At 57.4% G+C, this 23,441-nt stretch carries 22 protein-coding genes; 14 read left to right on the top strand and 8 right to left on the bottom strand.

The window, feature by feature from the left end:
• Positions 1-10: 10 nt before the first annotated feature.
• The 8 genes from ACCC84_RS06265 to ACCC84_RS06300 all read left to right on the top strand — a co-directional run bounded on the left by ACCC84_RS06265 (position 11) and on the right by ACCC84_RS06300 (position 8,172).
• Positions 11-910 carry a Dyp-type peroxidase gene (locus tag ACCC84_RS06265; RefSeq protein WP_004960116.1) on the top strand — a complete coding sequence of 300 codons (900 nt, stop codon included), beginning with the start codon at positions 11-13 and terminating at the stop codon, positions 908-910.
• Between the two features lie 223 nt (positions 911-1,133).
• Positions 1,134-2,156, top strand: coding sequence for a sulfate ABC transporter substrate-binding protein (locus ACCC84_RS06270; protein WP_004960118.1), 1,023 nt, complete (start codon positions 1,134-1,136; stop codon positions 2,154-2,156).
• 2 nt (positions 2,157-2,158) lie between these two features.
• Positions 2,159-2,992, top strand: coding sequence for a sulfate/thiosulfate ABC transporter permease CysT (gene cysT / locus ACCC84_RS06275; protein ID WP_039992621.1), 834 nt, complete (start codon positions 2,159-2,161; stop codon positions 2,990-2,992).
• The gene (gene cysW, locus ACCC84_RS06280) at positions 2,992-3,867 is read left to right on the top strand and encodes a sulfate/thiosulfate ABC transporter permease CysW (protein WP_198773504.1); all 876 of its coding nucleotides are present in this window, start codon (positions 2,992-2,994) and stop codon (positions 3,865-3,867) included. Before cysT ends, cysW begins: the two co-directional genes overlap by 1 nt.
• Entirely contained in the window at positions 3,857-4,945 is a 1,089-nt protein-coding gene (gene cysA, locus ACCC84_RS06285) for a sulfate/thiosulfate ABC transporter ATP-binding protein CysA (RefSeq protein WP_004960130.1), read from the top strand. The genes cysW and cysA overlap by 11 nt, the downstream gene beginning before the upstream one ends.
• 92 nt (positions 4,946-5,037) lie before the next feature.
• A complete protein-coding gene (cysM, locus tag ACCC84_RS06290) occupies positions 5,038-5,919 on the top strand; it encodes a cysteine synthase CysM (RefSeq protein WP_004960132.1) in 882 nt (293 codons plus the stop codon).
• A 247-nt stretch (positions 5,920-6,166) separates the two neighbouring features.
• A complete protein-coding gene (locus ACCC84_RS06295) occupies positions 6,167-6,847 on the top strand; it encodes a response regulator transcription factor (protein WP_004960136.1) in 681 nt (226 codons plus the stop codon).
• Between the two features lie 5 nt (positions 6,848-6,852).
• A complete protein-coding gene (locus ACCC84_RS06300; protein WP_198773516.1) occupies positions 6,853-8,172 on the top strand; it encodes an ATP-binding protein in 1,320 nt (439 codons plus the stop codon).
• Between the two features lie 285 nt (positions 8,173-8,457).
• On the opposite strand, the gene crr is transcribed toward ACCC84_RS06300, so the two are convergent.
• From crr to cysZ, 5 genes are all read right to left on the bottom strand, one after another.
• Positions 8,458-8,967, bottom strand: coding sequence for a PTS glucose transporter subunit IIA (gene crr, locus ACCC84_RS06305; RefSeq protein ID WP_004936467.1), 510 nt, complete (start codon positions 8,965-8,967; stop codon positions 8,458-8,460).
• Positions 8,968-9,016: 49 nt separating this feature from the next.
• Positions 9,017-10,744, bottom strand: a complete 1,728-nt coding sequence (ptsI, locus tag ACCC84_RS06310) for a phosphoenolpyruvate-protein phosphotransferase PtsI (protein ID WP_004960143.1) — start codon at positions 10,742-10,744, stop codon at positions 9,017-9,019.
• A gap of 46 nt (positions 10,745-10,790) precedes the next feature.
• Complete coding sequence (gene ptsH / locus ACCC84_RS06315; protein WP_004960145.1) at positions 10,791-11,048, bottom strand: phosphocarrier protein Hpr; 258 nt, start codon at positions 11,046-11,048, stop codon at positions 10,791-10,793.
• Positions 11,049-11,447: 399 nt separating this feature from the next.
• Complete coding sequence (cysK, locus tag ACCC84_RS06320; RefSeq protein ID WP_088499750.1) at positions 11,448-12,416, bottom strand: cysteine synthase A; 969 nt, start codon at positions 12,414-12,416, stop codon at positions 11,448-11,450.
• 174 nt (positions 12,417-12,590) lie between these two features.
• A complete protein-coding gene (gene cysZ, locus ACCC84_RS06325; protein ID WP_004960154.1) occupies positions 12,591-13,352 on the bottom strand; it encodes a sulfate transporter CysZ in 762 nt (253 codons plus the stop codon).
• Positions 13,353-13,573: 221 nt separating this feature from the next.
• Between cysZ and zipA the strand changes: the two genes are divergently transcribed.
• The 3 genes from zipA (at position 13,574) to ACCC84_RS06340 (ending at position 16,873) form a co-directional block, all read left to right on the top strand.
• Entirely contained in the window at positions 13,574-14,560 is a 987-nt protein-coding gene (gene zipA / locus ACCC84_RS06330; protein WP_039991859.1) for a cell division protein ZipA, read from the top strand.
• Between the two features lie 76 nt (positions 14,561-14,636).
• On the top strand, positions 14,637-16,658 hold the full coding sequence (gene ligA / locus ACCC84_RS06335; protein ID WP_004960159.1) for an NAD-dependent DNA ligase LigA: 2,022 nt from the start codon (positions 14,637-14,639) through the stop codon (positions 16,656-16,658).
• Positions 16,658-16,873, top strand: coding sequence for a DUF3820 family protein (locus ACCC84_RS06340; protein ID WP_039992624.1), 216 nt, complete (start codon positions 16,658-16,660; stop codon positions 16,871-16,873). The genes ligA and ACCC84_RS06340 overlap by 1 nt, the downstream gene beginning before the upstream one ends.
• Positions 16,874-16,905: 32 nt before the next feature.
• On the opposite strand, the gene ACCC84_RS06345 is transcribed toward ACCC84_RS06340, so the two are convergent.
• Positions 16,906-17,883 (bottom strand): bile acid:sodium symporter family protein, encoded by a 978-nt coding sequence (locus ACCC84_RS06345; protein WP_039992626.1) that lies wholly within the window; start codon positions 17,881-17,883, stop codon positions 16,906-16,908.
• Between the two features lie 96 nt (positions 17,884-17,979).
• On the opposite strand from ACCC84_RS06345, the gene ACCC84_RS06350 reads away from it, so the two are divergent.
• Positions 17,980-18,897 (top strand): LysR family transcriptional regulator, encoded by a 918-nt coding sequence (locus ACCC84_RS06350; protein WP_004960165.1) that lies wholly within the window; start codon positions 17,980-17,982, stop codon positions 18,895-18,897.
• Between the two features lie 46 nt (positions 18,898-18,943).
• On the opposite strand, the gene ACCC84_RS06355 is transcribed toward ACCC84_RS06350, so the two are convergent.
• Entirely contained in the window at positions 18,944-19,489 is a 546-nt protein-coding gene (locus ACCC84_RS06355; RefSeq protein WP_004960166.1) for a nucleotidyltransferase family protein, read from the bottom strand.
• A gap of 46 nt (positions 19,490-19,535) precedes the next feature.
• The gene (locus ACCC84_RS06360; RefSeq protein WP_198773502.1) at positions 19,536-20,423 is read right to left on the bottom strand and encodes a LysR family transcriptional regulator; all 888 of its coding nucleotides are present in this window, start codon (positions 20,421-20,423) and stop codon (positions 19,536-19,538) included.
• A 392-nt stretch (positions 20,424-20,815) separates the two neighbouring features.
• On the opposite strand from ACCC84_RS06360, the gene budA reads away from it, so the two are divergent.
• Together budA and alsS are read left to right on the top strand one after the other, a co-directional pair.
• The gene (budA, locus tag ACCC84_RS06365) at positions 20,816-21,595 is read left to right on the top strand and encodes an acetolactate decarboxylase (RefSeq protein ID WP_039991861.1); all 780 of its coding nucleotides are present in this window, start codon (positions 20,816-20,818) and stop codon (positions 21,593-21,595) included.
• 67 nt (positions 21,596-21,662) lie between these two features.
• Positions 21,663-23,348, top strand: coding sequence for an acetolactate synthase AlsS (alsS, locus tag ACCC84_RS06370; RefSeq protein WP_004960174.1), 1,686 nt, complete (start codon positions 21,663-21,665; stop codon positions 23,346-23,348).
• Positions 23,349-23,441 lie beyond the last annotated feature (93 nt).

Raw genomic sequence — 23,441 nt, forward strand, 5'->3', positions numbered from 1 at the left:
GGAAAACAACATGACACAGGTTCAGAGCGGCATCCTGCTGGAACATTGCCGTTTTGCCATTTATATGGAAGCCATGGTTCAGGGCGAGTTCGCCGATTTGCGTCAGGGCTGCAAACAGTTTTGTCAGACGCTGAGCGAACTGCAACAGCAATTCCCCGACGCGCGCCTGGGGGCGGTAATCGCCTTTGGTTATGACGTTTGGCACGATCTTTCCAGCGGTCAGGGTGCGGCGGAACTGAAGCCTTTCACTGCGCTGGGCAAAGGCCTGGCACCGGCCACGCAGCGCGACCTGCTGATCCATATCCAGTCCCTGCGTCATGATGTCAACTTCACGCTGGCGCAGGCGGCGCTGGCGGCGTTCGGCAACACTATCCGGATCGAAGAAGAAACCCACGGTTTCCGCTGGGTTGAAGAACGCGATCTGAGCGGTTTTATCGACGGCACCGAAAACCCGCAGGGCGAACAGCGCGCCGAAGTAGCGGCAATCGCCGAAGGCGATCCGGACGCCGGCGGCAGCTACGTGCTGGTACAGCGTTACGAACACAATCTGCGCCAATGGTCGCGTTTCACCACCGAACAGCAACAACAGATCATCGGCCGCACCAAGCATGACAGCGAAGAGCTGCCGCCGGAGGCGCGCCCTGACACTTCGCACGTCAGTCGCGTCGATCTGAAAGAAGACGGCAAAGGCCTGAAAATCCTGCGCCAGAGCCTGCCATACGGTACCGCCAGCGGCAAACACGGCCTGTATTTCATCGCCTATTGCGCGCGCTTGCACAATATCGAAAAGCAGTTGCTGAGCATGTTCGGCGAACTGGACGGCAAGCGTGATGCGATGCTGCGTTTCAGCCGTGCGGTGACCGGCAGTTATTACTTTGCCCCTTCACTGACGCGTTTACTGTCACTTTAAGGCCGCTTCTCTGTTGATAGCCGCCGTCTCGCCGCGGGGCCGCATTTGCCGGCGCCGCGGCGAACCCCGCCAGCGCGCCGCGCTGCCCCTGCCTTATAGCATTTGATGCTTGAAAATCACTAAACGGTATATAAAAGCGTTACAGGTCTGCACCAAGTTATAAATACACTGGTCATCATCAGGGCGAAGCCCGACGGAATGACTCAGTTAGCGAAGGTGCAGAATGAAACAAACGCGGGTTAAAAATCTCATGCTGAAAGGTTGGCTGGCCGCTGCGCTGTTGGCCAGCGGTACCGTTTCGGCCGCTGAATTACTCAACAGCTCCTATGACGTTTCCCGCGAACTGTTCACCGCGTTGAATCCTGGCTTCGAGCAGCTGTGGAACCAGCAGCATCCCAACGATAAACTGACCATCAAACAGTCGCATGCCGGCTCGTCCAAGCAGGCGCTGGCCATTCTGCAAGGCTTGCGCGCCGATGTGGTGACCTATAATCAGGTTACCGACGTGCAGATCCTGCACGATCGCGGCAAGTTGATCCCGGCCGACTGGCAGGCGCGTCTGCCGAACAACAGCTCTCCTTTCTATTCCACCATGGCGTTCCTGGTGCGCAAGGACAACCCAAAAGGTATCCACAGCTGGGACGACCTGGTGCGTGATGATGTCAAATTGGTGTTCCCGAATCCGAAAACCTCCGGCAATGGCCGCTATACCTATCTGGCCGCCTGGGGCGCTGCCAGCCAGGCTGACGGCAACGATCAGACCAAAACCCGTCAGTTTATGACCCGCTTTCTGAAAAATGTGGTGGTGTTCGATACCGGCGGCCGTGGCGCCACGACCACCTTCGTCGAACGCGGTCTGGGCGACGTGCTGATAAGCTTTGAATCCGAAGTTAACAATATCCGCCAACAGTACGGCGAAGATAAATATCAGGTGATCGTACCACCGGTGGATATTCTGGCCGAGTTTCCGGTGGCATGGGTTGATAAAAATGTCGAGCGCAACGGCACGGCGCAGGCGGCCAAAGATTATCTGAACTACCTGTATAGCCCGGCCGCACAGCAGGTGATCACCAGTTTCTATTACCGGGTTTATGACCAGCAGGCGATGGACGCCGCCAAAGACAAGTTCCCGGCGACCAAACTGTTCCGCGTCGAAGATCAGTTCGGCGGCTGGCCACAGGTGATGAAAACGCACTTCTCGACCGGCGGTGAGCTGGATCGGCTATTAGCAGCAGGGCATAAGTAATGTTGTCGTCGTTGTCCAGTAAACGGGTACTGCCCGGATTTGGTTTGAGCCTGGGAAGCAGCCTGTTTTATACCTGTCTGATCCTGCTGCTGCCACTGAGCGCGCTGGTAATGCAACTGGCGCAGATGAGCCTGGCGCAATATTGGCAGGTGATCTCCAACCCGCAGGTAGTGGCGGCGTATAAGGTCACGCTGCTGGCGGCAGGCGTTGCCAGCGTATTCAACGCGGTGTTCGGCATGCTGATGGCCTGGATCCTGACCCGCTACCGTTTCCCTGGCCGCACGCTGCTGGACGGTCTGATCGACCTGCCGTTCGCCTTGCCGACGGCGGTGGCCGGCCTGACGTTGGCCGGGCTGTTTTCTACCACCGGTTGGTACGGACAGTGGCTGGCGCATTTTGATATCAAGGTGACGTTTACCTGGCTGGGTATCGCCGTTGCCATGGCCTTTACCAGCCTGCCATTCGTGGTGCGCACCGTGCAACCGGTGCTTGAGGAACTGGGACCAGAATACGAAGAGGCGGCTGAAACCCTTGGTGCAACCCGCTGGCAGAGCTTTCGCCGCGTGGTGTTGCCGGAAGTGGCGCCAGCGCTGTTGGCCGGTACGGCGATTTCCTTCACCCGCAGTCTGGGGGAGTTCGGTGCGGTGATCTTCATTGCCGGCAACATCGCGTGGAAAACCGAAGTGACCTCGCTGATGATCTTCGTCCGACTGCAAGAGTTCGATTACCCGGCGGCGAGCGCGATTGCCTCCGTGATTCTGGCGGCGTCGCTACTGTTGCTGTTTAGCATCAACACCGTGCAAAGCCGCTTTGGCAAACGCATTGGGGGGCACTAATGGCTGACATCTCTGCCTTCAACGGCGTTGAGCGCCCGCGGGTGAACTGGGGCAAGTGGACACTGATCGCCATCGGCGCACTGTTCTCGCTGCTGCTGTTGGTGATCCCGATGATTTCCATCTTTGCCAGCGCCTTTTCCGAGGGCTTTGGCGAAATGTGGCGCAATCTGGTCGAGCCGGACATGCTGCACGCCATTTGGCTGACGGTATTGATTGCGTTGATTACCGTGCCGGTAAACCTGATTTTTGGCACCTTGCTGGCCTGGCTGGTAACGCGCTTTACCTTCCCGGGCCGCCAGCTGTTATTGACGCTGATCGATATTCCGTTTGCCGTGTCACCGGTGGTGGCGGGGCTGATTTATCTGCTGTTTTACGGCAGCAATGGCCTGCTGGGTGGTTGGCTGGATGCGCACGATATCCAACTGATGTTTTCCTGGCCCGGCATGGTGCTGGTGACGGTGTTCGTGACCTGTCCGTTTGTGGTGCGCGAGCTGGTGCCGATGATGCTTAGCCAGGGCAGCCAGGAAGACGAAGCGGCGATCCTGCTTGGTGCTTCCGGCTGGCAGATGTTCCGCCGGGTGACGCTGCCGAACATTCGCTGGGCGCTACTGTACGGCGTGGTATTGACCAACGCTCGCGCCATCGGCGAATTTGGCGCGGTGTCGGTGGTATCTGGTTCGATTCGCGGTGAAACCTATAGCCTGCCGTTGCAGGTGGAATTACTGCAACAGGATTACAACACCGTCGGTTCTTTCACCGCCGCCGCGCTGTTGACCATCATGGCGATAGTGACCCTATTTTTGAAAAGCGCTCTGCAATGGCGTCTGGAACGACAGAACGCACGTCTTGAGCGGGAGGAAAATCATGAGCATTGAGATTAACAATATCAACAAGTATTTCGGGCGTACCAAGGTACTGAACGACATCTCGCTCGATATCCCTTCCGGTGAGATGGTGGCGCTGCTGGGGCCATCGGGCTCCGGCAAAACCACGTTACTGCGTATTATCGCCGGGCTGGAAAGTCAGAGCGGCGGGACGCTGGGTTTCCACGGCACCGACGTTAGCCGGGTACACGCCCGCGATCGTCGCGTCGGCTTTGTCTTCCAGCATTATGCGTTGTTCCGCCATATGACGGTATTCGACAACATCGCCTTTGGTCTGACGGTGCTGCCGCGCCGCGAGCGGCCCAACGCGGCGGCAATCAGGCAAAAAGTGGAACAGCTGCTGGAAATGGTGCAGTTGGCGCATCTGGCCAACCGTTATCCGTCGCAGCTGTCCGGCGGCCAGAAGCAACGCGTGGCGTTGGCGCGCGCGTTGGCCGTAGAGCCACAGATTTTACTGCTGGACGAACCGTTCGGCGCGCTGGACGCGCAGGTACGCAAAGAACTGCGTCGCTGGCTACGTCAATTGCATGAAGAGTTGAAGTTCACCAGCGTGTTCGTGACGCACGATCAGGAAGAGGCGATGGAAGTCGCCGATCGCATCGTGGTGATGAGCCAGGGTAATATCGAACAGGTCGGTTCGCCGGAACAAATCATGCGTGAACCGGCCAGCCGCTTTGTGCTGGAATTTATGGGCGAGGTCAATCGCCTGAATGGCGAGATCCGCGGTTCTCAGCTGTTTGTCGGCGCACACCAGTGGCCGTTGGCGTTCCAGCCGATGCATCAGGGCAGTGTCGAGCTGTTCTTGCGTCCGTGGGAAATGGAAGTCAGCAGCGAAAGCAGCGCCCGTTGCCCGCTGCCGGTGCAGGTGTTGGAAGTCAGCCCGCGTGGCCACTTCTGGCAATTGACGGTACAGCCGATTGGCTGGCATCAGGATCCGATTACCGTGGTACTGGCAGAAGGCAATGAAACCCCGGTGCGCGGCGGTCGTTACTATGTCGGTAGCCTGAATGCGCGTCTGTATGCCGGCGATCATCTGCTTCAGCCTGTTGCATTAGCCAAAAGCGCCTGATAATTTTTAGCAGCCAATAAATATTATCCAGAGGCAACCCACGGGTTGCCTTTTTACATTACGCAACGCACACCAACACACAGGCAACGATCGTGACAACGCTGGAACATTACATCGGCAATACCCCACTGGTAAAACTGCAACGTCTGGCCGCCGGGCTTGACAGCGAAATCTGGCTGAAGCTGGAAGGTAACAATCCGGCTGGCTCGGTCAAGGATCGCGCTGCGCTGGCGATGATCGAACAGGCAGAGCTGCGCGGCGAGATAGCACCGGGTGATACGCTGATTGAGGCGACCAGCGGCAACACCGGCATTGCGCTGGCGATGATCGCTGCCATGAAAGGCTATACGCTGAAGCTGCTGATGCCGGAAAACATGAGTCAGGAACGTCAGGCCGCGATGCGCGCCTACGGTGCCGAGCTGATCCTGGTCAGCCGTGAGCAGGGCATGGAGGGCGCGCGCGATCTGGCGCTGGCGATGCAGCAGCAGGGGCAGGGCAAGGTGCTGGACCAGTTCAATAATCTGGACAATCCGTATGCGCATTTTACCACCACCGGGCCGGAAATCTGGCGGCAGACCGAACAGCGCGTTACGCATTTTGTCTCCAGTATGGGCACCACTGGCACCATCACCGGCGTCGGTGGCTACCTGAAGAGTCAGGATCCGCAGATACAAATCATCGGCCTGCAACCGGCGGAAGGCAGCAGTATTCCGGGTATTCGTCGCTGGTCGCCAGCCTATCTGCCGGGGATCTACCGACCGGAACTGATCGATCAGGTATTGGACATCAGCCAGAGCGAGGCCGAAGACACCATGCGCCAGTTGGCGCAGCGTGAAGGTATTTTCTGCGGCGTCAGTTCCGGTGGTGCGGTTTCCGGCGCATTGCGCGTTGCCGCCGCCAACCCGGGTAGCGTGATCGTGGCAATCATCTGCGATCGCGGCGATCGTTACCTGTCGACTGGCGTTTTCAACTAAGCCGTCTCACGGCGCATTATTTGCCCTTTCCCTCCTGGCGCTGCCCTGCGCCGGGAAATCCGACTATTATCTCCATTATCCCGTCGCGATTAACCATCAGTCGTTGTGCTAACGCCTGTGCGCGCTGAATCAGTGCCTATGTCTCATTCGCCTGATGCCGACGGCGCAACTGTAAGGATTGAGTAAAACCGGCTGCGAAATGGACAAATAGGCGGGAAAATGGGGCAAATACCTGAAGGGGCGATAAATGAAGATTTTACTGGTCGATGATGACCTTGAACTTGGCACCATGCTGAGTGAATACCTGACGGCGGAAGGGTTCAACGCCTCGCTGGTGCTGACCGGCAAAGCCGGGGTCGAGGGCGCGCTGTCCGGCGAGTATACCGCGATGATCCTGGATATTATGCTGCCGGACATGAGCGGTATTGACGTGTTGCGCGATGTGCGTAAAAAAAGCCGCCTGCCGATCATCATGCTGACCGCCAAGGGCGACAACATTGACCGAGTGATTGGCCTGGAAATGGGCGCCGATGATTATGTGCCAAAACCGTGTTATCCGCGTGAGCTGGTGGCACGCCTGCGCGCGGTGCTGCGCCGTTTTGAAGAACAGCCGGCCGCGGTCGATGACGATGCGCCACTGGTGCTCGGTGAACTGGCGCTCAACCCGTCGACCCGCAGCAGCGAATGGCGTGGCCAGGGGTTCGATCTTACCGCCTCTGAATTCAATCTGCTTGAGCTGCTGTTGCGCGCGCCGGAACGGGTGGTGTCAAAGGACGAACTGTCGGAAAAAGGGCTGGGTCGGCCACGTGAGGCCTACGATCGTAGCGTAGACGTGCATATCAGCAATATCCGCCAAAAACTGGCCGCGCTGACGGGTAATACGCTCAGTATCGAAACGGTGCGCAGCATCGGCTATCGGATCCGCTGATGGTGATGCGCGGAAGGCTATTCTGGAAGATTCTGCTCGGCTATTGGCTGATTTTCATCTTTATGATGCAGGCGCTGTGGGTGTCATTTGCCCTCTACGGCAACCGCGAACCACCGGAAAATACCCTGGCCCGGCGGTTGGTTAACATGCAAATCACCTCGGCAGCCAGCCTGCTGCGCAATGGCGGTATTCAGGCACTGGACGCGATGAGCGAGAACTGGCCGGACGAAGACCGACGCTTTATGACGGTCACGCCTGCCGCCGCGCCGCCGAGCGGCCAATTGCACGGCGCTCTGCAGCCGGGTCGCATGCCGACTAAAATTGTCGAATGGGTGCAGGGCGCCGATGGACAGGGGTATGTACTGACCTATGACGTCGAGGGGTTGCGTGCACAGTATCGCATGGATAAGCGCTGGCATATTTTCCACATTCCGGCGCCGATGCTGTGGATTGGTGGATTGGGCGGATTGCTGTTCAGCGCGCTGCTGGCGTGGAACCTGACGCGGCCGATGCGCCAGCTGCGCGCAGGCTTCGATCGCGTGGCGCAGGGCGATCTGTCCATTCGCCTGTTCCCGACCATGCGGCGCCGGCATGATGAGCTGTCGGACGTGGCGCGTGACTTTGATACGATGGCCGAACGGCTCGACCTGCTGGTCAGCGCACGCGAGCAGCTGCTGCACGACGTTTCCCATGAGCTGCGCTCACCATTGGCACGTTTGCAACTGGCGATAGGCCTGGCGCGGCAGAATCCGAATAACGTTGAAAATTCGCTGCAACGCATCGAGCATGAGGCAGGGCGGTTGGATAAGATGATTGGCGAGCTGCTGGCGCTATCGCGGGCGGAAAACAACGCTTTGCCGGACGAAGAGTACTTCGATCTTTATGGGCTGGTGGAGGCGGTGGTGAATGATGCGCGCTATGAAGCGCAGGTGCCTGGCGTCGAAATCGCCTTGCAGGCCAACAGCGAAGTGGAATACACGGTCAAGGGCAATGCCGAACTGATGCGTCGCGCGGTGGACAATATCGTGCGCAACGCGCTGCGATTTTCCAGCGCCGGTCAGCGCGTGACGGTCAGCTTGACGCCTGCCGATCAGCTGTTCCAGATTGTGGTCAGCGATCGGGGGCCGGGGGTAGAAGCGTCTAAACTGTCGAGCATTTTCGATCCGTTCGTGCGGGTGAAATCCCCGTTGTCCGGCAAGGGCTACGGGCTAGGGCTGGCGATCACGCGTAAAGTGGTGCTGGCGCACGGCGGCCAGGTGGAAGCGCGTAACGGCGAGCAGGGGGGGTTGGTGATTACCCTGCGTATCCCGCGTTGGCAATCATAGACTATCTTAGTTGCCATGTTGCACGAGGGCAGTGCTCTCCCTCGTCAGGTAGTGCGTGTACGCTCCGAGGACTGCGCGCTGTCCATGTGCAAACTGCCTGCGCCGATAACGCCTATTACTCGCGGTGTAAGCAAAGGATTTTAAACCGCAGCTAGGCAGCAAGCGGGTGAAACCCGAGAGCTTACTCCGCAAGTGACGGGAGCGAGCACTGGCGGCATGAAAGACGATAGGATAAAGAAACGGCGCCGAGTGGCGCCGTTGTTGCTTGTTAGCGTGACGTGCGCATTACTTCTTGATGCGAATGATCGGTGTTTCACCGACGGTAACGCTGCCGGACAGTTTGATCAGCTCTTTGATCTCGTCCATGTTGGAGATAACGACCGGCGTCAGGGTAGACTTGGCCTTTTCTTCCAGCAGTGGCAGGTTGAATTCGATGACCACATCGCCTTTCTTGACGCGCTGGCCTTCTTCGGCGATGCGCTTGAAGCCTTCGCCTTTCAGTTCAACCGTATCGATACCGAAGTGGACGAACAGCTCGATGCCGCTGTCGGATTCGATCGAGAAAGCATGGTTGGTTTCGAAAATTTTACCGATAGTGCCGTCCACCGGGGCAACCATTTTGTTGCCGGCTGGCTTGATGGCAATACCGTCGCCAACGATTTTTTCAGCGAACACTACGTCCGGCACATCTTCGATATTGACGATTTCGCCAGAAAGCGGGGCGACGATTTCGATGGTGCCCGTGTCTTTCTTGTCATCAGAAACCAGAGATTTCAGTTTATCGAACAAACCCATGATCTTCTCCTAAGCATTAAATTGGGCGGCGTTCCAGTGTCGTGGAAGTTTAGCAGAGCGTTTTCTCTTCGATGAACTTATTAACGCAGTTCATCAGATCTTGTGCCGTTGGCTGAGCCAAGGCCTGCGCTGCCAACGCCTTCACATCTTCGAAATTGGTGTTGCGAATAATTTTCTTGATGCGTGGGATTGAAATCGCACTCATGCTGAACTCATCCAGCCCCATGCCCAATAACAACAGTGTAGCACGTTCATCGCCAGCCAGTTCACCGCACATGCCGGTCCACTTGCCTTCTGCGTGAGATGCATCAATAACCTGTTTAATCAGGCCAAGTACTGATGGGGACATCGGGTTATAGAGATGAGAAATCAGCTCGTTGCCGCGATCTACCGCCAGAGTATACTGGGTTAGATCGTTTGTCCCAATACTAAAGAAGTCGACTTCTTTTGCCAGGTGGTGAGCAATGACCGCCGCAGCCGGTGTTTCCACCATCACGCCTACTTCGATTGTTTCGTCAAACGCCTTGCCTTCTTCACGCAGCTGGGCCTTCAGGGTTTCCAGTTCGCCTTTCAGATCGCGCACTTCTTCTACCGAAATGATCATCGGGAACATGATGCGCAGTTTGCCGAAGGCGGAGGCACGCAGGATGGCGCGCAGCTGGGCGTGGAGAATTTCACGGCGATCCATCGCGATACGGATGGCGCGCCAGCCGAGGAACGGGTTTTCTTCCTTCGGCAGATTCATGTACGGCAGATCCTTGTCGCCGCCAATGTCCATGGTACGCACGATAACCGCCTGCGAGCCCATGGCTTCGGCCACGGCCTTGTAAGCCTGGAACTGCTCATCTTCGGTTGGCAGCGATTCGCGGTCCATGAACAGGAATTCGGTACGGTACAGGCCAACGCCTTCTGCGCCGTTGCGTTCGGCGCCTGCGACGTCGCGCACGGTGCCGATGTTGGCGCAGACTTCAACCTGATGCCCGTCGAGGGTAATCGCCGGCAGGTCTTTCAGTTTGGCCAGATCGTTTTTCTCGGTGATGTACTGGTTCTGAGCGGCCTTCAGCTGATCGATAACGTCAGCGGTCGGGTTAACGTAAATCTTGTTGTTAACCGCGTCCAGAATCAGGTAGTCGTCGTTTTTTACCTGCTTGGTCACGTCGGTAGTGCCAACGATGGCCGGCAGTTCAAGCGAACGCGCCATGATCGAGGTGTGGGACGTCCGGCCGCCGAGGTCGGTGATAAAGCCCAGCACCTTGTCCAGGTTCAGCTGCGCAGTCTCGGACGGCGTCAGATCGGAGGCAACCAGGATCACTTCGTCCTGGATCGAGCTCAGATCGACGATGGCCAGACCCAGAATGTTTTGCAGCAGGCGCTTGCCGATGTCGCGTACGTCGGCCGCGCGTTCTTTCAGGTATTCGTCGTCCAGCTCTTCCAGCGCTTTTGCCTGACCTTCGATCACGGTGTAGGCTGCGGCGTCTGCGGATGCCAGATCGTCTTTGATGAGGGCTATGATTTCCTGCTCAAGCTCTTCGTCTTCCAGCAGCATGATGTGGCCTTCGAAGATCGCTTCTTTCTCTTCGCCGAAGGTTTCGCCTGCTTTGGTTTTGATCGCTTCCAGTTGCTCGGACGCTTTGGCGCGACCTTCCAGAAAACGCGAGACTTCCTGCTCTACAAGGTCTGCAGAGATTTTCTTCCGGTTGATGACAATCTCATCTTCTTTCAGTAGGAGAGCCTTACCAAAAGCGATACCCGGTGATACTAAAATGCCTGAAATCATAACCCTACCTTACTCTTGACTGGTGTTAACTAAAAAGACGGGCCGATTACTCAAGCTCTGCCATCAGTTTAACCAAGTGCTCAACGGCTTTCTGCTCGTCTTCACCTTCAGCAGAAATGGTTACTACGGTCCCTTGGGTCAGCCCCAGAGTTTGCAGCTTAAACAGGCTTTTGGCGCTGGCGCTTTTGCCGTTAGAGGTCACGGTGATTTCAGACGCGAAGCCTTTGGCTTCTTTAACGAACTGCGCGGCAGGGCGAGTGTGCAGACCATTCGGAGCGGTAATAGTAACTTCTTGCTGGAACATTGATGTTTCCCCAACTTATTGGATTGTTGTGGAGCTAAAGTTTAGCCTACCGGCGGCACTTTAGCTTGTCTGGTTAGCGCCTGACTATGGTACAGGGGCGAGCATTGATGCAACAGAAAACGACGTTTTAGCCATTTCAGATCAAAAAACCGTAGCCAAATGGCGTCGTTTCAATCAGCTCTCCATTATGCCGTGTTTTATGTCCGAGCGACAAATCAGTAAATCGATTCAGCTCAAACAAGGGGTGGAGGGCGATTAATTTTGCGCATCGAAATAATTGTCCGGTTAAATACTAAAGCCCGCAGCTAAAATCAATCTTTCACTGCTATAAACTTTGATCCAGACCACAAAAAAGCACCCCGTAAGGTGCTTTTTTAGCTTTTTGTGCACTGCCTGGCGCTACTGTTGCAATTCCTGTTCTGTAAACAGATCTGCAAACAGGGCAGTACTCAAATAGCGTTCACCGGAAGAAGGCAGGATAACCACTATCGTTTTGTCGGTAAAGTCGGGTTCCTGCGACAGCTTGACCGCCGCTTCGACCGCTGCGCCGGAGGAGATGCCGGCCAGAATGCCTTCTTCTTCCATCAGGCGGCGCGCCATGCTGATGGCCTCGTCGTTGGTGATTTGCACCACGCGGTCGACCAGATCCAGATCCAGGTTGCCGGGAATAAAGCCCGCGCCGATGCCTTGAATCTTGTGCGGACCCGGCTTCAGTTCTTCACCGGCCAATGCCTGGGTGATAACCGGCGAATCGGTAGGTTCAACCGCCACGCTGACGATGGCCTTGCCCTTGATTTTCTTGATGTAACGGCTGACGCCGGTCAGCGTACCGCCGGTACCTACGCCGGAGACAAACACGTCAACGTCGCCATCGGTGTCTTCCCAGATTTCCGGGCCGGTGGTTTTTTCGTGAATTTCCGGGTTGGACGGGTTGCTGAACTGCTGCAGGATAATATAGCGATTCGGATCGGTGGCGACGATTTCTTCCGCCTTGGCAATGGCGCCCTTCATGCCTTTGGCACCTTCGGTCAGCACCAGATTGGCGCCCAGCGCTTTCAGCAGTTTGCGCCGCTCGATGCTCATGGTTTCCGGCATGGTCAGCGTCAGCTTGTAACCGCGAGCTGCCGCCACGTAGGCCAACGCGATGCCGGTGTTGCCGCTGGTCGGTTCAACCAGTTCCTTGCCAGCGGTGAGGATACCGCGTTTTTCTGCGTCCCAAATCATATTGGCACCGATACGGCATTTGACGCTGAAGCTTGGGTTGCGTGATTCAACCTTGGCGAGAATACGTCCGTTGCCGATTCGATTCAGACGAACCAGCGGCGTATGGCCGATTGTTAATGAGTTGTCTTCATATATCTTGCTCATAGCCCGTCCTTTAACTCTATGAAAATGTAGGGAACATCGAAAGCATACGCTAACGGCCCCGGCAGGGAAGTAAGGAATTGGTATATCTATATGTTATTAGGAAATAAGTTTTAAGCACAACAACAAGGGCGCGAAATGCGCGCCCCGTCGAACAAAACAGCGAATATGACGCGATCAATGCTGTACAAACTGACCGCGATAGCGATCGACCCACATGGCGGTCGCGCCGCACACTGCCACCGGCAGAATCACCAGATTGAGGATCGGTATCATGGTAAACAGACTGACCAGCGCGCCGAATTGCAGATTATGGGTTTTGTGCTGACGCAGCGCGCGACGCATATCGGCAAAGCTGACCTTATGGTTGTCGAAAGGGTAGTCGCAATATTGAATCGCCAACATCCAGGCGCTGAACAGGAACCATAGCACCGGCGCGATGGTCTGGCCGACGCCCGGCACAAAATACAGCATAAACAGCACTATCGCTCGCGGCAGGTAATAGGCCAGTTTGCGCCATTCACGTGCCATGATGCGCGGTAGGTCTTTCACCACGCCGAAAATACCGGTGTCCGGCAGCGGTTTGCCGGTCAGGCTGCCTTCCAGCTGTTCGGCCAGCAGGCCGCAAAACGGCGCCGCGATCAGATTGGTGATGGTGCTGAACAGGTAGCCGGCCACCAGCACCACGGAAATAACGGTGATTGGCCACAGAATATAGCTGAGCCACTGCAGCCAGTCCGGTACGTATCCCATCATCAGCGGGATCCAGTCGCCGAGCTTGCTGAACAGCCACCAAAAGGCCGAACCCATCAGTAACACGTTTACCAGCAACGGCAATACCACGTAACGCTTGATCCCCGGGCGCGAAATCAGTCGCCACCCTTCGGCAAAATAGTGCACGCCGCTGGCGGGTCGAGAAGTTTGCTGCGAATAGGACATATCTTAAGTTATCTCTTTGTCAGAACAGGCATCGTTATCATATCGGGATGATTTTCTGCTGGCTAGCGTGCTGTTGGCTGAAAAAACGACAAAAAAAGGCAGTATAATCATCTTTATTGTCATAAAGTTCAGCACGGACTTGCACTTGTCTGCCTGGGCAAATAGAGTTAAAGAGTGAATGTTTGCCGCGGTGGCAATGTATTGGAACAACAGAGATAGCAATGATGCAGGATTTGCGTCTGATATTAATCGTTGTTGGCGCGATCGCCATAATAGCGTTGTTATTACATGGTCTTTGGACCAGTCGTAAAGAACGCTCTTCGCTTTTCCGCGATCGCCCAGCCAAACGTTCTAAAAAAGAACGTGAAACAACCCCGATCGACGATCTCGATGAAGGCGTGGGAGAAGTGCGTGTGCGCTCCGCTCACCCGCAGGACGAGCCGTCGTTTGGTCATCTTGATGCCGCTCGCGAAGAACCCGTGGTTGCGCCAACGCCTGCTCCGGCAGTCGAACCCGCGCCACGAGCCGTTCAACCGGCTGCTCATCAGCCGCCGCCGCTGTCTCAGCGTCCGGACTATGATGACATCCTGTTGGACAACTACGCGCAGGATCAGGAAGAGGAGCAGCCACAGCAACAGCCTGCGCCACGTCGTGAACCGCGCGTTGACGATCTGCCGCCGGTAGAGCCGACCTTCCAGCATGCAGAACCGGCCCCACAGCCGCAGACCACGCCGGAACCACAGCCTGAAGAACCTGTTCAGCCCGTTGCTGCCGAACCGGCCAGGTTGAAGGAAACCGTATTGGTACTGCACGTTGCGGCGCATCAGGGTGGCGTGATTGGCGGCGAAGTTCTGCTGCAAAGCGTGCTGCAAGCGGGCTTCCAGTTTGGTGAAATGGGCATCTTCCATCGCCATATCAGCCCTGCAGGCAGCGGCCCGGTGTTGTTCAGCCTGGCGAACATGGTCAAACCGGGGTCGTTCGATCCTGATACCATGTCCGATTTCTCCACCCCTGGCGTGTCGATGTTCATGATGGTGCCGTCCTACGGCGACGCCAATCAGAACTTCAAACTGATGCTGCAATCGGCCCAGCGTATCGCCGATGACGTGGGTGGTGTGGTGCTGGACGACGAGCGTCGTATGATGACTCCGCAAAAGCTGGAAACCTATAAAGCGCGCATCCGTGAAGTGTTGGAAAACAACGCCTGACGGTTATCGGTAGCGCTGACCGAATAGTCTCTCAAGACCCCCGCTTGCCGGGGGTTTTTCTCTTTGATGGTGAGCCATGGAACCAAACAACAAAAAAATCAATCAACTGCGTACCTCACTGCGCCATCATGAATACCTCTATCATGTGCTCGACGCACCTGAAATTCCGGATGCCGAATACGATCGTCTGATGCGCGAGCTGCGCACGCTCGAAGAGGCGCATCCGGAGCTGATCACCGCCGATTCCCCTACGCAGCGGGTAGGGGCGGCGCCGTTGACGGCCTTCGACCAGGTACGGCATGAAGTGCCGATGCTGTCACTGGACAACGTGTTCGACGAAGACAGCTACCTGGCGTTTTACAAACGGGTGCAGGACCGGCTGAAAAGCAGCGAGCCGCTGACGTTTTGTTGTGAACTGAAGCTGGATGGTTTGGCGGTCAGCCTGTTGTACGAAGACGGTGAACTGGTACGCGCGGCAACGCGCGGCGACGGTACCACCGGTGAAAACATCACCGCCAACGTGCGCACCATCCGCGCCATTCCGCTGCGCCTGATCGGCGACAACATCCCGCGTCGCGTCGAAGTGCGTGGTGAAGTGTTTATGCCGCAGGCCGGGTTTGAAAAAATGAACGACGAAGCGCGCCGCAAGGACGGCAAGGTATTCGCCAACCCGCGCAACGCCGCCGCCGGCTCGCTGCGTCAGCTCGATCCGCGCATTACGGCGAAACGCCCGCTGACCTTCTTCTGTTACGGCGTCGGTCTGCTGGAGGGCGGCGAACTGCCGCGCAGCCATTACCAACGTCTGATGCAGTTCAAAGCCTGGGGATTGCCGGTCAGCGATCGCGTCCGGTTATGCACCGGCAGTGACCAGGTGCTGGCTTTCTACCGGCAGGTGGAACAGGATCGCAGCCAGCTTGGGTTTGATATTGACGGCGTAGTGGTGAAAATCGACGACATCGACCTGCAGGAGCGTTTGGGCTTTGTGGCGCGTGCGCCGCGTTGGGCCACCGCCTTCAAGTTCCCGGCACAAGAGCAAATCACCGTAGTGCGGGAGGTAGAGTTTCAGGTCGGCCGTACCGGGGCAATTACCCCGGTAGCACGACTGGAGCCGGTGCTGGTGGCTGGCGTAACCGTCAGCAACGCGACCTTGCATAACGCCGACGAGATCGAACGTCTTGGCCTGCGGATCGGCGATACGGTGATCGTGCGCCGTGCCGGTGATGTGATCCCGCAGGTGGTCGGGGTGGTGGAGGATCGCCGCCCGCCAGATGCGCGTGAAGTGGTGTTCCCGCAGCACTGCCCGGTGTGCGGTTCCGACGTGGAGCGGGTTGAAGGCGAAGCGGTAGCACGCTGCACCGGCGGCCTGATCTGCGGTGCCCAGCGCAAAGAGGCGTTAAAGCATTTTGTTTCACGCCGGGCGATGGATGTCGATGGCATGGGCGACAAGATCATCGAACAGCTGGTAGAAAAAGAGTATGTCAAAAATCCGGCGGGTCTGTTCCGCCTGACCGCCGGCATGTTGACCGGGCTGGATCGCATGGGTCCGAAGTCGGCGCAGAATCTGGCCAGTGCGTTGGAAAAGGCTAAGCAGACGACCTTTGCCCGTTTCTTGTACGCGTTGGGCATCCGCGAGGTGGGTGAATCCACCGCCGCCAACCTGGCGGCGCATTTCGGCTCGCTGGACAAGCTGCGTGCAGCGGACGTCGAGGCGCTGAAACAGGTGCCGGACGTGGGGGAAGTGGTCGCCAAACACGTAGTGAACTTCTTCGCCGAAGCGCTAAACCAGCAGGTGATTGACGAACTGGTCAGCGATGATATCGGCATTCACTGGCCAGCGCCGGTGGTGGTGGCAGTCGAAGAGATCGACAGCCCGTTTGCCGGCAAGACCGTGGTGTTGACCGGCTCGCTGAGCCAGCTGTCGCGCGATGAAGCCAAAGATCGCCTGACGGCGCTGGGGGCAAAGGTCAGCGGCAGCGTGTCGAAGAAGACCGATCTGGTGATTGCCGGCGAAGCCGCCGGTTCCAAGCTGGTGAAGGCACAAGAACTGGGGATTGCGGTGATCGACGAGGCGGAAATGATCCGCCTGTTGGGGCAATGATGGAAAAGGAAAACCTGATCGAAATTGCCAACACCGTGATGCCGTTTGGCAAATACCAGGGCCGGGTGCTGATCGACTTGCCGGAAGAATATCTGCTGTGGTTCGCTCGTAAGGGGGAATTCCCCAACGGCAAATTGGGGATGCTGATGGAAATGACGCTGGCGATTAAAATCGAAGGGTTGGACTCGTTGGTCAAGCCGTTAAAGCGCAGTTGAACGCGGTGGGGTGGCCTCCACCGCTGGTCGCGTCAGGCGGTTTGCGCCTGCTGTAGCCGTTGCTGCTTTTTCTGATACCGGCGCGCCAGTACCGCGCAGGTCATCAACTGCACCTGATGGAACACCATCAGCGGCAGCACCATAATGCCCACCGTGGCCGCCGGGAACAGGATGTTGGCCATTGGAATGCCATTGGCCAGGCTCTTTTTCGAACCGCAGAATACGATCGTCACTTCATCCGCCTTGCTGAACCCCAGCCAGCGCGCCATGGCGATATTCATCACCAGCACCATGGTCAGCAGGATGATACTGACGGCGACGATAAATGCCAGCGAACCGATCCCCACCTGCTGCCATATGCCGTGGGTCACCGCCTCGCTGAAGGCGGCATATACCACCAGCAGGATCGAGGTTTGGTCAGTCTTGCCGATCAGCTTACGGTTGCGTTCAATCCACTTGCCAATCAGCGGCCGCGACAGATGGCCGACAACGAACGGCACCAGCAGCTGCAGCACAATGGTACCGACCTGTTGCAGGCTGCCGGTTTCACCATGTACGTTCATCAACAGGCCAACCAACAGCGGCGAAACGAAAATCCCCAACAGGCTGGAAGCCGATGCGCTGCACACCGCTGCCGCGACGTTGCCGCCGGCCAGTGAGGTGAAGGCGATGGCCGACTGCACGGTGGCCGGCAAGATGCACAGATAGATAAAGCCATCGTACAGTTGCGGGCTGACGTCGACCGGCGACCACCATTTGAACAGCACGCCGAGCAGCGGGAAGATAATGAAGGTGCTGAACATCACCCACAGATGCAAACGCCAGTTGCTGCTGCCGGCGAGGATCGCCTCGCGTGACAGCTTGGCCCCATGCATGAAAAACAACAGCGCAATGGCGGCAACCGTCAGGCTGTTCAACCAACCGACAAACTCGCCGCGAGCCGGCAGAAACGATGCCAGCAGCACGGTGGCGATCAGCGTTAGGGTAAAACGATCGGGTAAAAATCTCATCTCGGTGTTCTCGCGATAAATATCATGGGGGATATTCTCGCGCGGCGACATATAATAATAAAATTGATTTATTTAATTCATTTATGAATATTACGCATGAATTATTCACTCAAGCAGCTCAAGGTATTTGTCGCCATTGCTCACCACCGCAGTTTTAGCCGTGCCGGGGAGGCGATCGGCCTGACGCAGTCGGCCGTCAGCCACAGCGTAAAAGAGCTCGAGGCGGAAATCGGCGTGCGCCTGCTCGATCGTACTACGCGGGAAGTGTTGTTGACCGACGCCGGGCAGCGCTTGGCGAACCGGGTTGAACGCCTGCTGGATGATTTGCAGGCGTCGCTGCTGGATGCGCGCAGTTTTGGTGTGCAGCGCAGCGGTACGGTGCGCGTGGCCTCGAGCCAAACCATTTCGGCGCACCTGATGCCACAATGCATCGCCGCCGGTGAACGGCAGTATCCGGAGATCCGCATTCTGTTGCGCGATCAGGCGCAGCAATCGGTATTGCACAGCGTGCGCAACGCCGAAGTGGATTTTGGCATCGTGGTTGATCCGCTACAGGCGGTGGATCTGCAGTGTGAGCCGATTCTGCACGAGCCATTTTTATTGCTGTGCCGTGACGATCATCCCTTTGCCGACTTGACGTCGGTGCCGTGGACGGCGTTAAACGGCTGCCGGCTGGTGTTGCAGGATTATGCTTCCGGCAGCCGACCGCTGATCGACAGTGCGCTTCGCCAGCAAGGGATTGGCGTTGAGGTGGTACAGGAAATTGGCCACCCGGCCACGCTGTTCCCGATGGTGGCGGCGGGGATTGGCATCAGTATTTTTCCCGCCCTGGCGTTACCGCTGCCGGAAGGCGGCCGGCTGCGGGTCAAGCGGATGGAGCCGGAGATCAATCGTGCGCTGATGCTGGTACGGCGCAAAAATCGTTCGCTGTCGCCGGCGGCCGATGCCATCTGGCAGGTAGTACATCAACAGGCGGCGTTGTTGCAACAGCTGCGCGGGGAGCCGGCCGGATAAAACATTGGCGACATGAGGGCGCAAGAACGGCCAACCCAGAGCAGGCTTAGTCAATCACCCGTAGCCGAGGCCACAGCTGCAGCCAGCGTTTGGCCGCCAGCCGCTGTTGAAACGCCGCGGCATCGCCGCTTTTGGCATTGAAGGTCACGCTGTCGCTGAACAATGCCTGCAGGCCAAAGGGGGCGATCAACGTGATGCTGTCATCGGCGTTTAGCCGTGCGCCAACCGCCGTTTCTATTTCGATCCAGAAGCTGATGGCGTCTTCGCTGTCGCGATACGGCGCCCGGCCGCAGCGCTGATGCATCCGCGCCTGATTTTTTACCGACCATGGTTGCGGCAGCCATTGCTGCAAGCGGGCCTCCAGCATTCTGTCGCGTTCCGCCTGCGGGCGCGCGGCGTCGAAATGAATCACGTCGATATCATTCAGCGGCGTGGCGGCGGCATGACTGTGTCGCCAGTCCCATACCAGATTGCGCACAAAACCGGCGCCCAGACACCAGTCGTTGAGGCCGAGACGGCGTACGGTGCGCAGTGCGGCCATACGTTGCACATCCTGTTGTAACCAATCGATAATCTGTTGTTGCTGGCTCATAGCGCCTCCTTTGCTGGCGCTACTCTACCACGTGATCGGCCTCAGGCTACTGTCCGATATTTTTGGGCAATAAAGAAATCAGCGCCGCCAGCTTGGCAGAGATTTTTGCCACCGGTCGCATCAGATAAATGGCCTGTTCCTCGCCACGCGGATCGCCCATCAGTGCCAGCAGGCGGTTGGCCTGCACGTCGTCGCCAACCACCCAGTTGGGCAGAAAGGCAATGCCCATCCCGCTGAGCGTCGCCTGACGCTGGGCGCTAAAATCATCGCAGCGCAGCACGATGTTGCACTGGTTCAGTAATGGCGCATCGAGAATCTGTGCCCAGCAGGCCGGTTGTTGCTTGTGGAAACGGCCAATCAGCCGATGTTGCGTCAACGCCGCCAGGCTGTCCGGCCGGCCGAAACGCGCGACGTAGTCCGCACTGGCGCACATCATCCAGCGCTGAGTGCCGATGCGGCTGGCGTACAGCGTGCTGTCCTTCTGTTCACCGATGCGTACGGCGGCGTCCAGCAGTTCGCGTTTCGGATCGGTCTGCCGTTCGGTGAGATCCAGTTCTACCGACAGTTTCGGATGGCGCTGGGTCAGCGTCGGCAGCAGTGGTAGCAGGGTGGTTTTGCCGAAGGTCGGTAAACAGCTGAGGCGTAGCACTCCCTGTGGCGCTGTGTTCAGTGACGTCAGTTCGGCCCGCACGGCAATAATGTCCGCCTGCAAGGCAATTGCGCGGTTTTTCAGCATGTCACCGGCGTCGGTCAATATCAGACCACGGGTGGAGCGGATAAACAGCACCACGCCGAGCTGCTGCTCCAGCGTATCGATATGCCGTACCAGCGACGAGGGCACCATACCCAGTTTGCGGGCGGCGGCAGAAAAGCTGCCTTGCTGAGCGATCTCAAGGAAAATCGGCAAGTGTTCGACGTATTGGGCATCATTCATCTTTGCATTATATGCAAAAGCGTTTCTTATGAATACCAGGTTCTCTGTTTAGCGCACTGGCGATACTCTTTGGCTTGCAAGCGGTCGTTTTGGCGATTGTCCTGCCGGGTGCACCGTGATGAAAATAGATAAATACCCTGTGCATCCAGTCATTTTTGACCCTGTGTCTTGCACGCGGTCGTGATTGCTCCAACACCAGACATTGCGTTCGAATTGACGGTGGCGTGATAATAATGATTAGCCTTGCTAACTCATTGTTTCTTTTGCCACTGTCCCGGTCCTGATGACCGGTTTTTTGTTGCTATTAGCTGAATCGTTACAACACGAAACATCAACGGCAACATTTTTGCATGCGCGAAGGCAGTCAATTCGCGTTGGTGGAGGAGTATTGCATGAACCAGAACCAAGAGTGTGCCTGTGCGCAGCATCTGGCGCAGGGCTTTGCCAGACAGTCGGCGAGCGTCGGCGAGGGGGAAATTTACCAGATTTCACTGATGAGCGCGCTGATTGGCGGGGTGTACGAGGGAGACGTCACCATTGCCGAACTGTTGCGCCACGGTGATTTCGGCCTCGGTACCTTCAACCATCTGGACGGTGAACTGATCGCTTTCGATCGAGAAATTCACCAACTGCGCGCCGACGGCAGCGCTCGCCCAGCCAGCCCGGATCAAAAAACGCCGTTTGCGGTGGTGACCTTTTTCACTCCGAGCGTGACCCAACACTTCGACCGACCGATCAGCAAAGCCCAGCTACACCAGTGCATTGACGAACAGGTGGCATCGCCAAACCTGTTCTGTGCACTGCGCGTCGACGGCGAATTCAACCACCTGGAAACCCGCACCGTACCGCGTCAGCAGCGGCCTTACAAACCGATGCTCGAAGCCATTGAAGCGCAGCCGACCTTCGCCTTTCGGCGGCGTCGCGGCACGCTGGTCGGTTTTCGTTCGCCGGACTATATGCAGGGCATTGGCGTAGCCGGTTACCACGAGCACTTCGTCACCGACGATCGCAGCGGTGGCGGACATGTGCTGGACTACCAGCTCGACCACGGTCGCCTGCAATTTGGCGTTATCACGCGTCTCAATCTCCAATTGCCGCACGATGCGGATTTTCTGCGCACCAACCTCTGTCCCGAGGATCTGGATCGCGCCATTCGTTCTGCCGAAGGCTAAACAGGCCCGCCGCCGTGCTGGCGGTCGATTTTACGGTAGTCGATTTTTTTATTGATGAGGTGGAACCATGAGTAAGCTAAATACGGACGAGAACTGGCAATGCGGCGCCGATCTGGTGGTGAAAAATCTTGAGGCACAGGGGGTGAAACACGTTTTTGGCATCCCGGGTGCCAAAATTGACCGAGTGTTTGACTCGCTGGAAGACGCGCCGTCGATTCAGACCGTGGTGGTGCGGCATGAGGCCAACGCTGCGTTTATGGCGGCGGCGGTGGGGCGCCTGACCGGTAAGGCCGGAGTGGCGCTGGTCACTTCCGGGCCGGGCAGTTCCAACCTGATCACCGGGCTGGCGACCGCCACCTCCGAAGGCGATGCGGTGGTGGCATTCGGTGGCGCGGTCAAACGCGCCGATAACCTGAAGCAGACTCACCAGAGCATGGACACCGTCAGCATGTTCCGGCCGGTGACCAAATACTGCGCCGAAGTGCATGCCGGTTCGGCGATTTCAGAAGTGATTGCCAACGCGTTTCGTACCGCCGAATTTGGCCGTCCGGGGGCGGCGTTTGTCAGCCTGCCGATGGATATCGTCAATGAGCCGGTCAGCGCGCCGGTATTGGCAGGCTGTCGGGTTCCCCACCTGGGGGCGGCAGCGAGTGACGACATTCAGGAGGCGGTAACGCTGATTCAGCAGGCCAAATGCCCGGTGCTGCTGCTTGGACTGCAGGCCAGCCGGCCGGAAAACAGCGACGCGGTGCGCCAACTGCTGTCTCGCACCCGTATGCCGGTGGTCGGTACCTATCAGGCCGCCGGGGTGATCGACGTTAACCACTTTGCGCGTTTTGCCGGTCGTGTCGGGCTGTTCAACAACCAGCCGGCGGACCAGCTGTTGCAGCAGGCGGATTTGGTGATAAGTGTCGGCTATGGCCCGATTGAGTACGATCCCTGCATGTGGAACAGCCAGCGTCGGTTAAAACTGGTGCACATCGACGTGCAACCGGCGGATATCGATAGCTGTTATCGCCCCGACATCGAACTGATCGGCAACATCAGCGCCACCATTAATGCGATGACCGAAAGGTTTGCCGGCGCACTGTTGATTCCGCCGGCGGTAGAAACCATTCTGACCGATCTGGGGCGTCAGCGCACCGAGCTGGCGGAGCGCGCGGCGCGTCGGGACGGTATGCCGATCCATCCGCTGCGCATCGTCAAGGAGCTGCAGGATATCGTCAGCGACGACGTCACGCTGTGCGTCGATATGGGCAGTTTTCATATCTGGATCGCGCGTTATCTTTACAGCTTCCGCGCGCGACAGCTGCTGATTTCCAACGGTCAGCAAACGATGGGCGTCGCGTTACCATGGGCGATTGGCACCGCGCTGGTGCGGCCGGGCGATAAAGTGCTGTCGATTTCCGGTGACGGCGGGTTTATGCAGTCGAGCATGGAGCTGGAAACCGCGGTACGGCTTAATGCCAATATCGTGCACGTTATCTGGGTCGACAATGCCTATAACATGGTTGAAATGCAGGAGTTGAACAAGTATCGGCGCAAATCCGGCGTGGAATTTGGCCCGATCGATTTCAAAGCCTATGCGGAATCCTGTGGTGCGGTAGGCTTTGCGGTGCAGAAGGTTGAGGAACTGCGGCCGATGTTGCGTAAGGCAATGGAAATTCAGGGGCCGGTGGTGGTGGCGATCCCGGTGGATTATGCTGATAACTACCGGCTGATGGAACAAATGAACTTCAGTCAGCTGATATAACCCGCACGATGCCCTCTCCAGCGCGGTGAGGGCATTATCCCGTCTTTTTGCGCAGTTTTGCTTGCTCAATATTTATTCTTTACTTCGCTAACT

The sequence above is a fragment of the Serratia odorifera genome (assembly GCF_041448735.1).
GTDB classification, from domain to species: domain Bacteria; phylum Pseudomonadota; class Gammaproteobacteria; order Enterobacterales; family Enterobacteriaceae; genus Serratia_F; species Serratia_F odorifera.

What these genes read in the sequence shown, in the direction of transcription:
- ACCC84_RS06295 (WP_004960136.1), top strand. Translation starts at nt 6,167, where the DNA reads ATGAAGATTTTACTGGTCGATGATGACCTTGAACTTGGCACCATGCTG.
- ACCC84_RS06300 (WP_198773516.1), top strand. Translation starts at nt 6,853, where the DNA reads ATGCGCGGAAGGCTATTCTGGAAGATTCTGCTCGGCTATTGGCTGATT.
- cysZ (WP_004960154.1), bottom strand. Translation starts at nt 13,352, where the DNA reads ATGTCCTATTCGCAGCAAACTTCTCGACCCGCCAGCGGCGTGCACTAT.
- ACCC84_RS06340 (WP_039992624.1), top strand. Translation starts at nt 16,658, where the DNA reads ATGGAAAAGGAAAACCTGATCGAAATTGCCAACACCGTGATGCCGTTT.
- ACCC84_RS06350 (WP_004960165.1), top strand. Translation starts at nt 17,980, where the DNA reads ATGAATTATTCACTCAAGCAGCTCAAGGTATTTGTCGCCATTGCTCAC.
- ptsI (WP_004960143.1), bottom strand. Translation starts at nt 10,744, where the DNA reads ATGATTTCAGGCATTTTAGTATCACCGGGTATCGCTTTTGGTAAGGCT.
- ptsH (WP_004960145.1), bottom strand. Translation starts at nt 11,048, where the DNA reads ATGTTCCAGCAAGAAGTTACTATTACCGCTCCGAATGGTCTGCACACT.
- alsS (WP_004960174.1), top strand. Translation starts at nt 21,663, where the DNA reads ATGAGTAAGCTAAATACGGACGAGAACTGGCAATGCGGCGCCGATCTG.
- ACCC84_RS06270 (WP_004960118.1), top strand. Translation starts at nt 1,134, where the DNA reads ATGAAACAAACGCGGGTTAAAAATCTCATGCTGAAAGGTTGGCTGGCC.
- cysW (WP_198773504.1), top strand. Translation starts at nt 2,992, where the DNA reads ATGGCTGACATCTCTGCCTTCAACGGCGTTGAGCGCCCGCGGGTGAAC.
- crr (WP_004936467.1), bottom strand. Translation starts at nt 8,967, where the DNA reads ATGGGTTTGTTCGATAAACTGAAATCTCTGGTTTCTGATGACAAGAAA.
- ACCC84_RS06265 (WP_004960116.1), top strand. Translation starts at nt 11, where the DNA reads ATGACACAGGTTCAGAGCGGCATCCTGCTGGAACATTGCCGTTTTGCC.
- ACCC84_RS06345 (WP_039992626.1), bottom strand. Translation starts at nt 17,883, where the DNA reads ATGAGATTTTTACCCGATCGTTTTACCCTAACGCTGATCGCCACCGTG.
- budA (WP_039991861.1), top strand. Translation starts at nt 20,816, where the DNA reads ATGAACCAGAACCAAGAGTGTGCCTGTGCGCAGCATCTGGCGCAGGGC.
- cysA (WP_004960130.1), top strand. Translation starts at nt 3,857, where the DNA reads ATGAGCATTGAGATTAACAATATCAACAAGTATTTCGGGCGTACCAAG.
- zipA (WP_039991859.1), top strand. Translation starts at nt 13,574, where the DNA reads ATGATGCAGGATTTGCGTCTGATATTAATCGTTGTTGGCGCGATCGCC.
- ACCC84_RS06355 (WP_004960166.1), bottom strand. Translation starts at nt 19,489, where the DNA reads ATGAGCCAGCAACAACAGATTATCGATTGGTTACAACAGGATGTGCAA.
- ligA (WP_004960159.1), top strand. Translation starts at nt 14,637, where the DNA reads ATGGAACCAAACAACAAAAAAATCAATCAACTGCGTACCTCACTGCGC.
- cysK (WP_088499750.1), bottom strand. Translation starts at nt 12,416, where the DNA reads ATGAGCAAGATATATGAAGACAACTCATTAACAATCGGCCATACGCCG.
- ACCC84_RS06360 (WP_198773502.1), bottom strand. Translation starts at nt 20,423, where the DNA reads ATGAATGATGCCCAATACGTCGAACACTTGCCGATTTTCCTTGAGATC.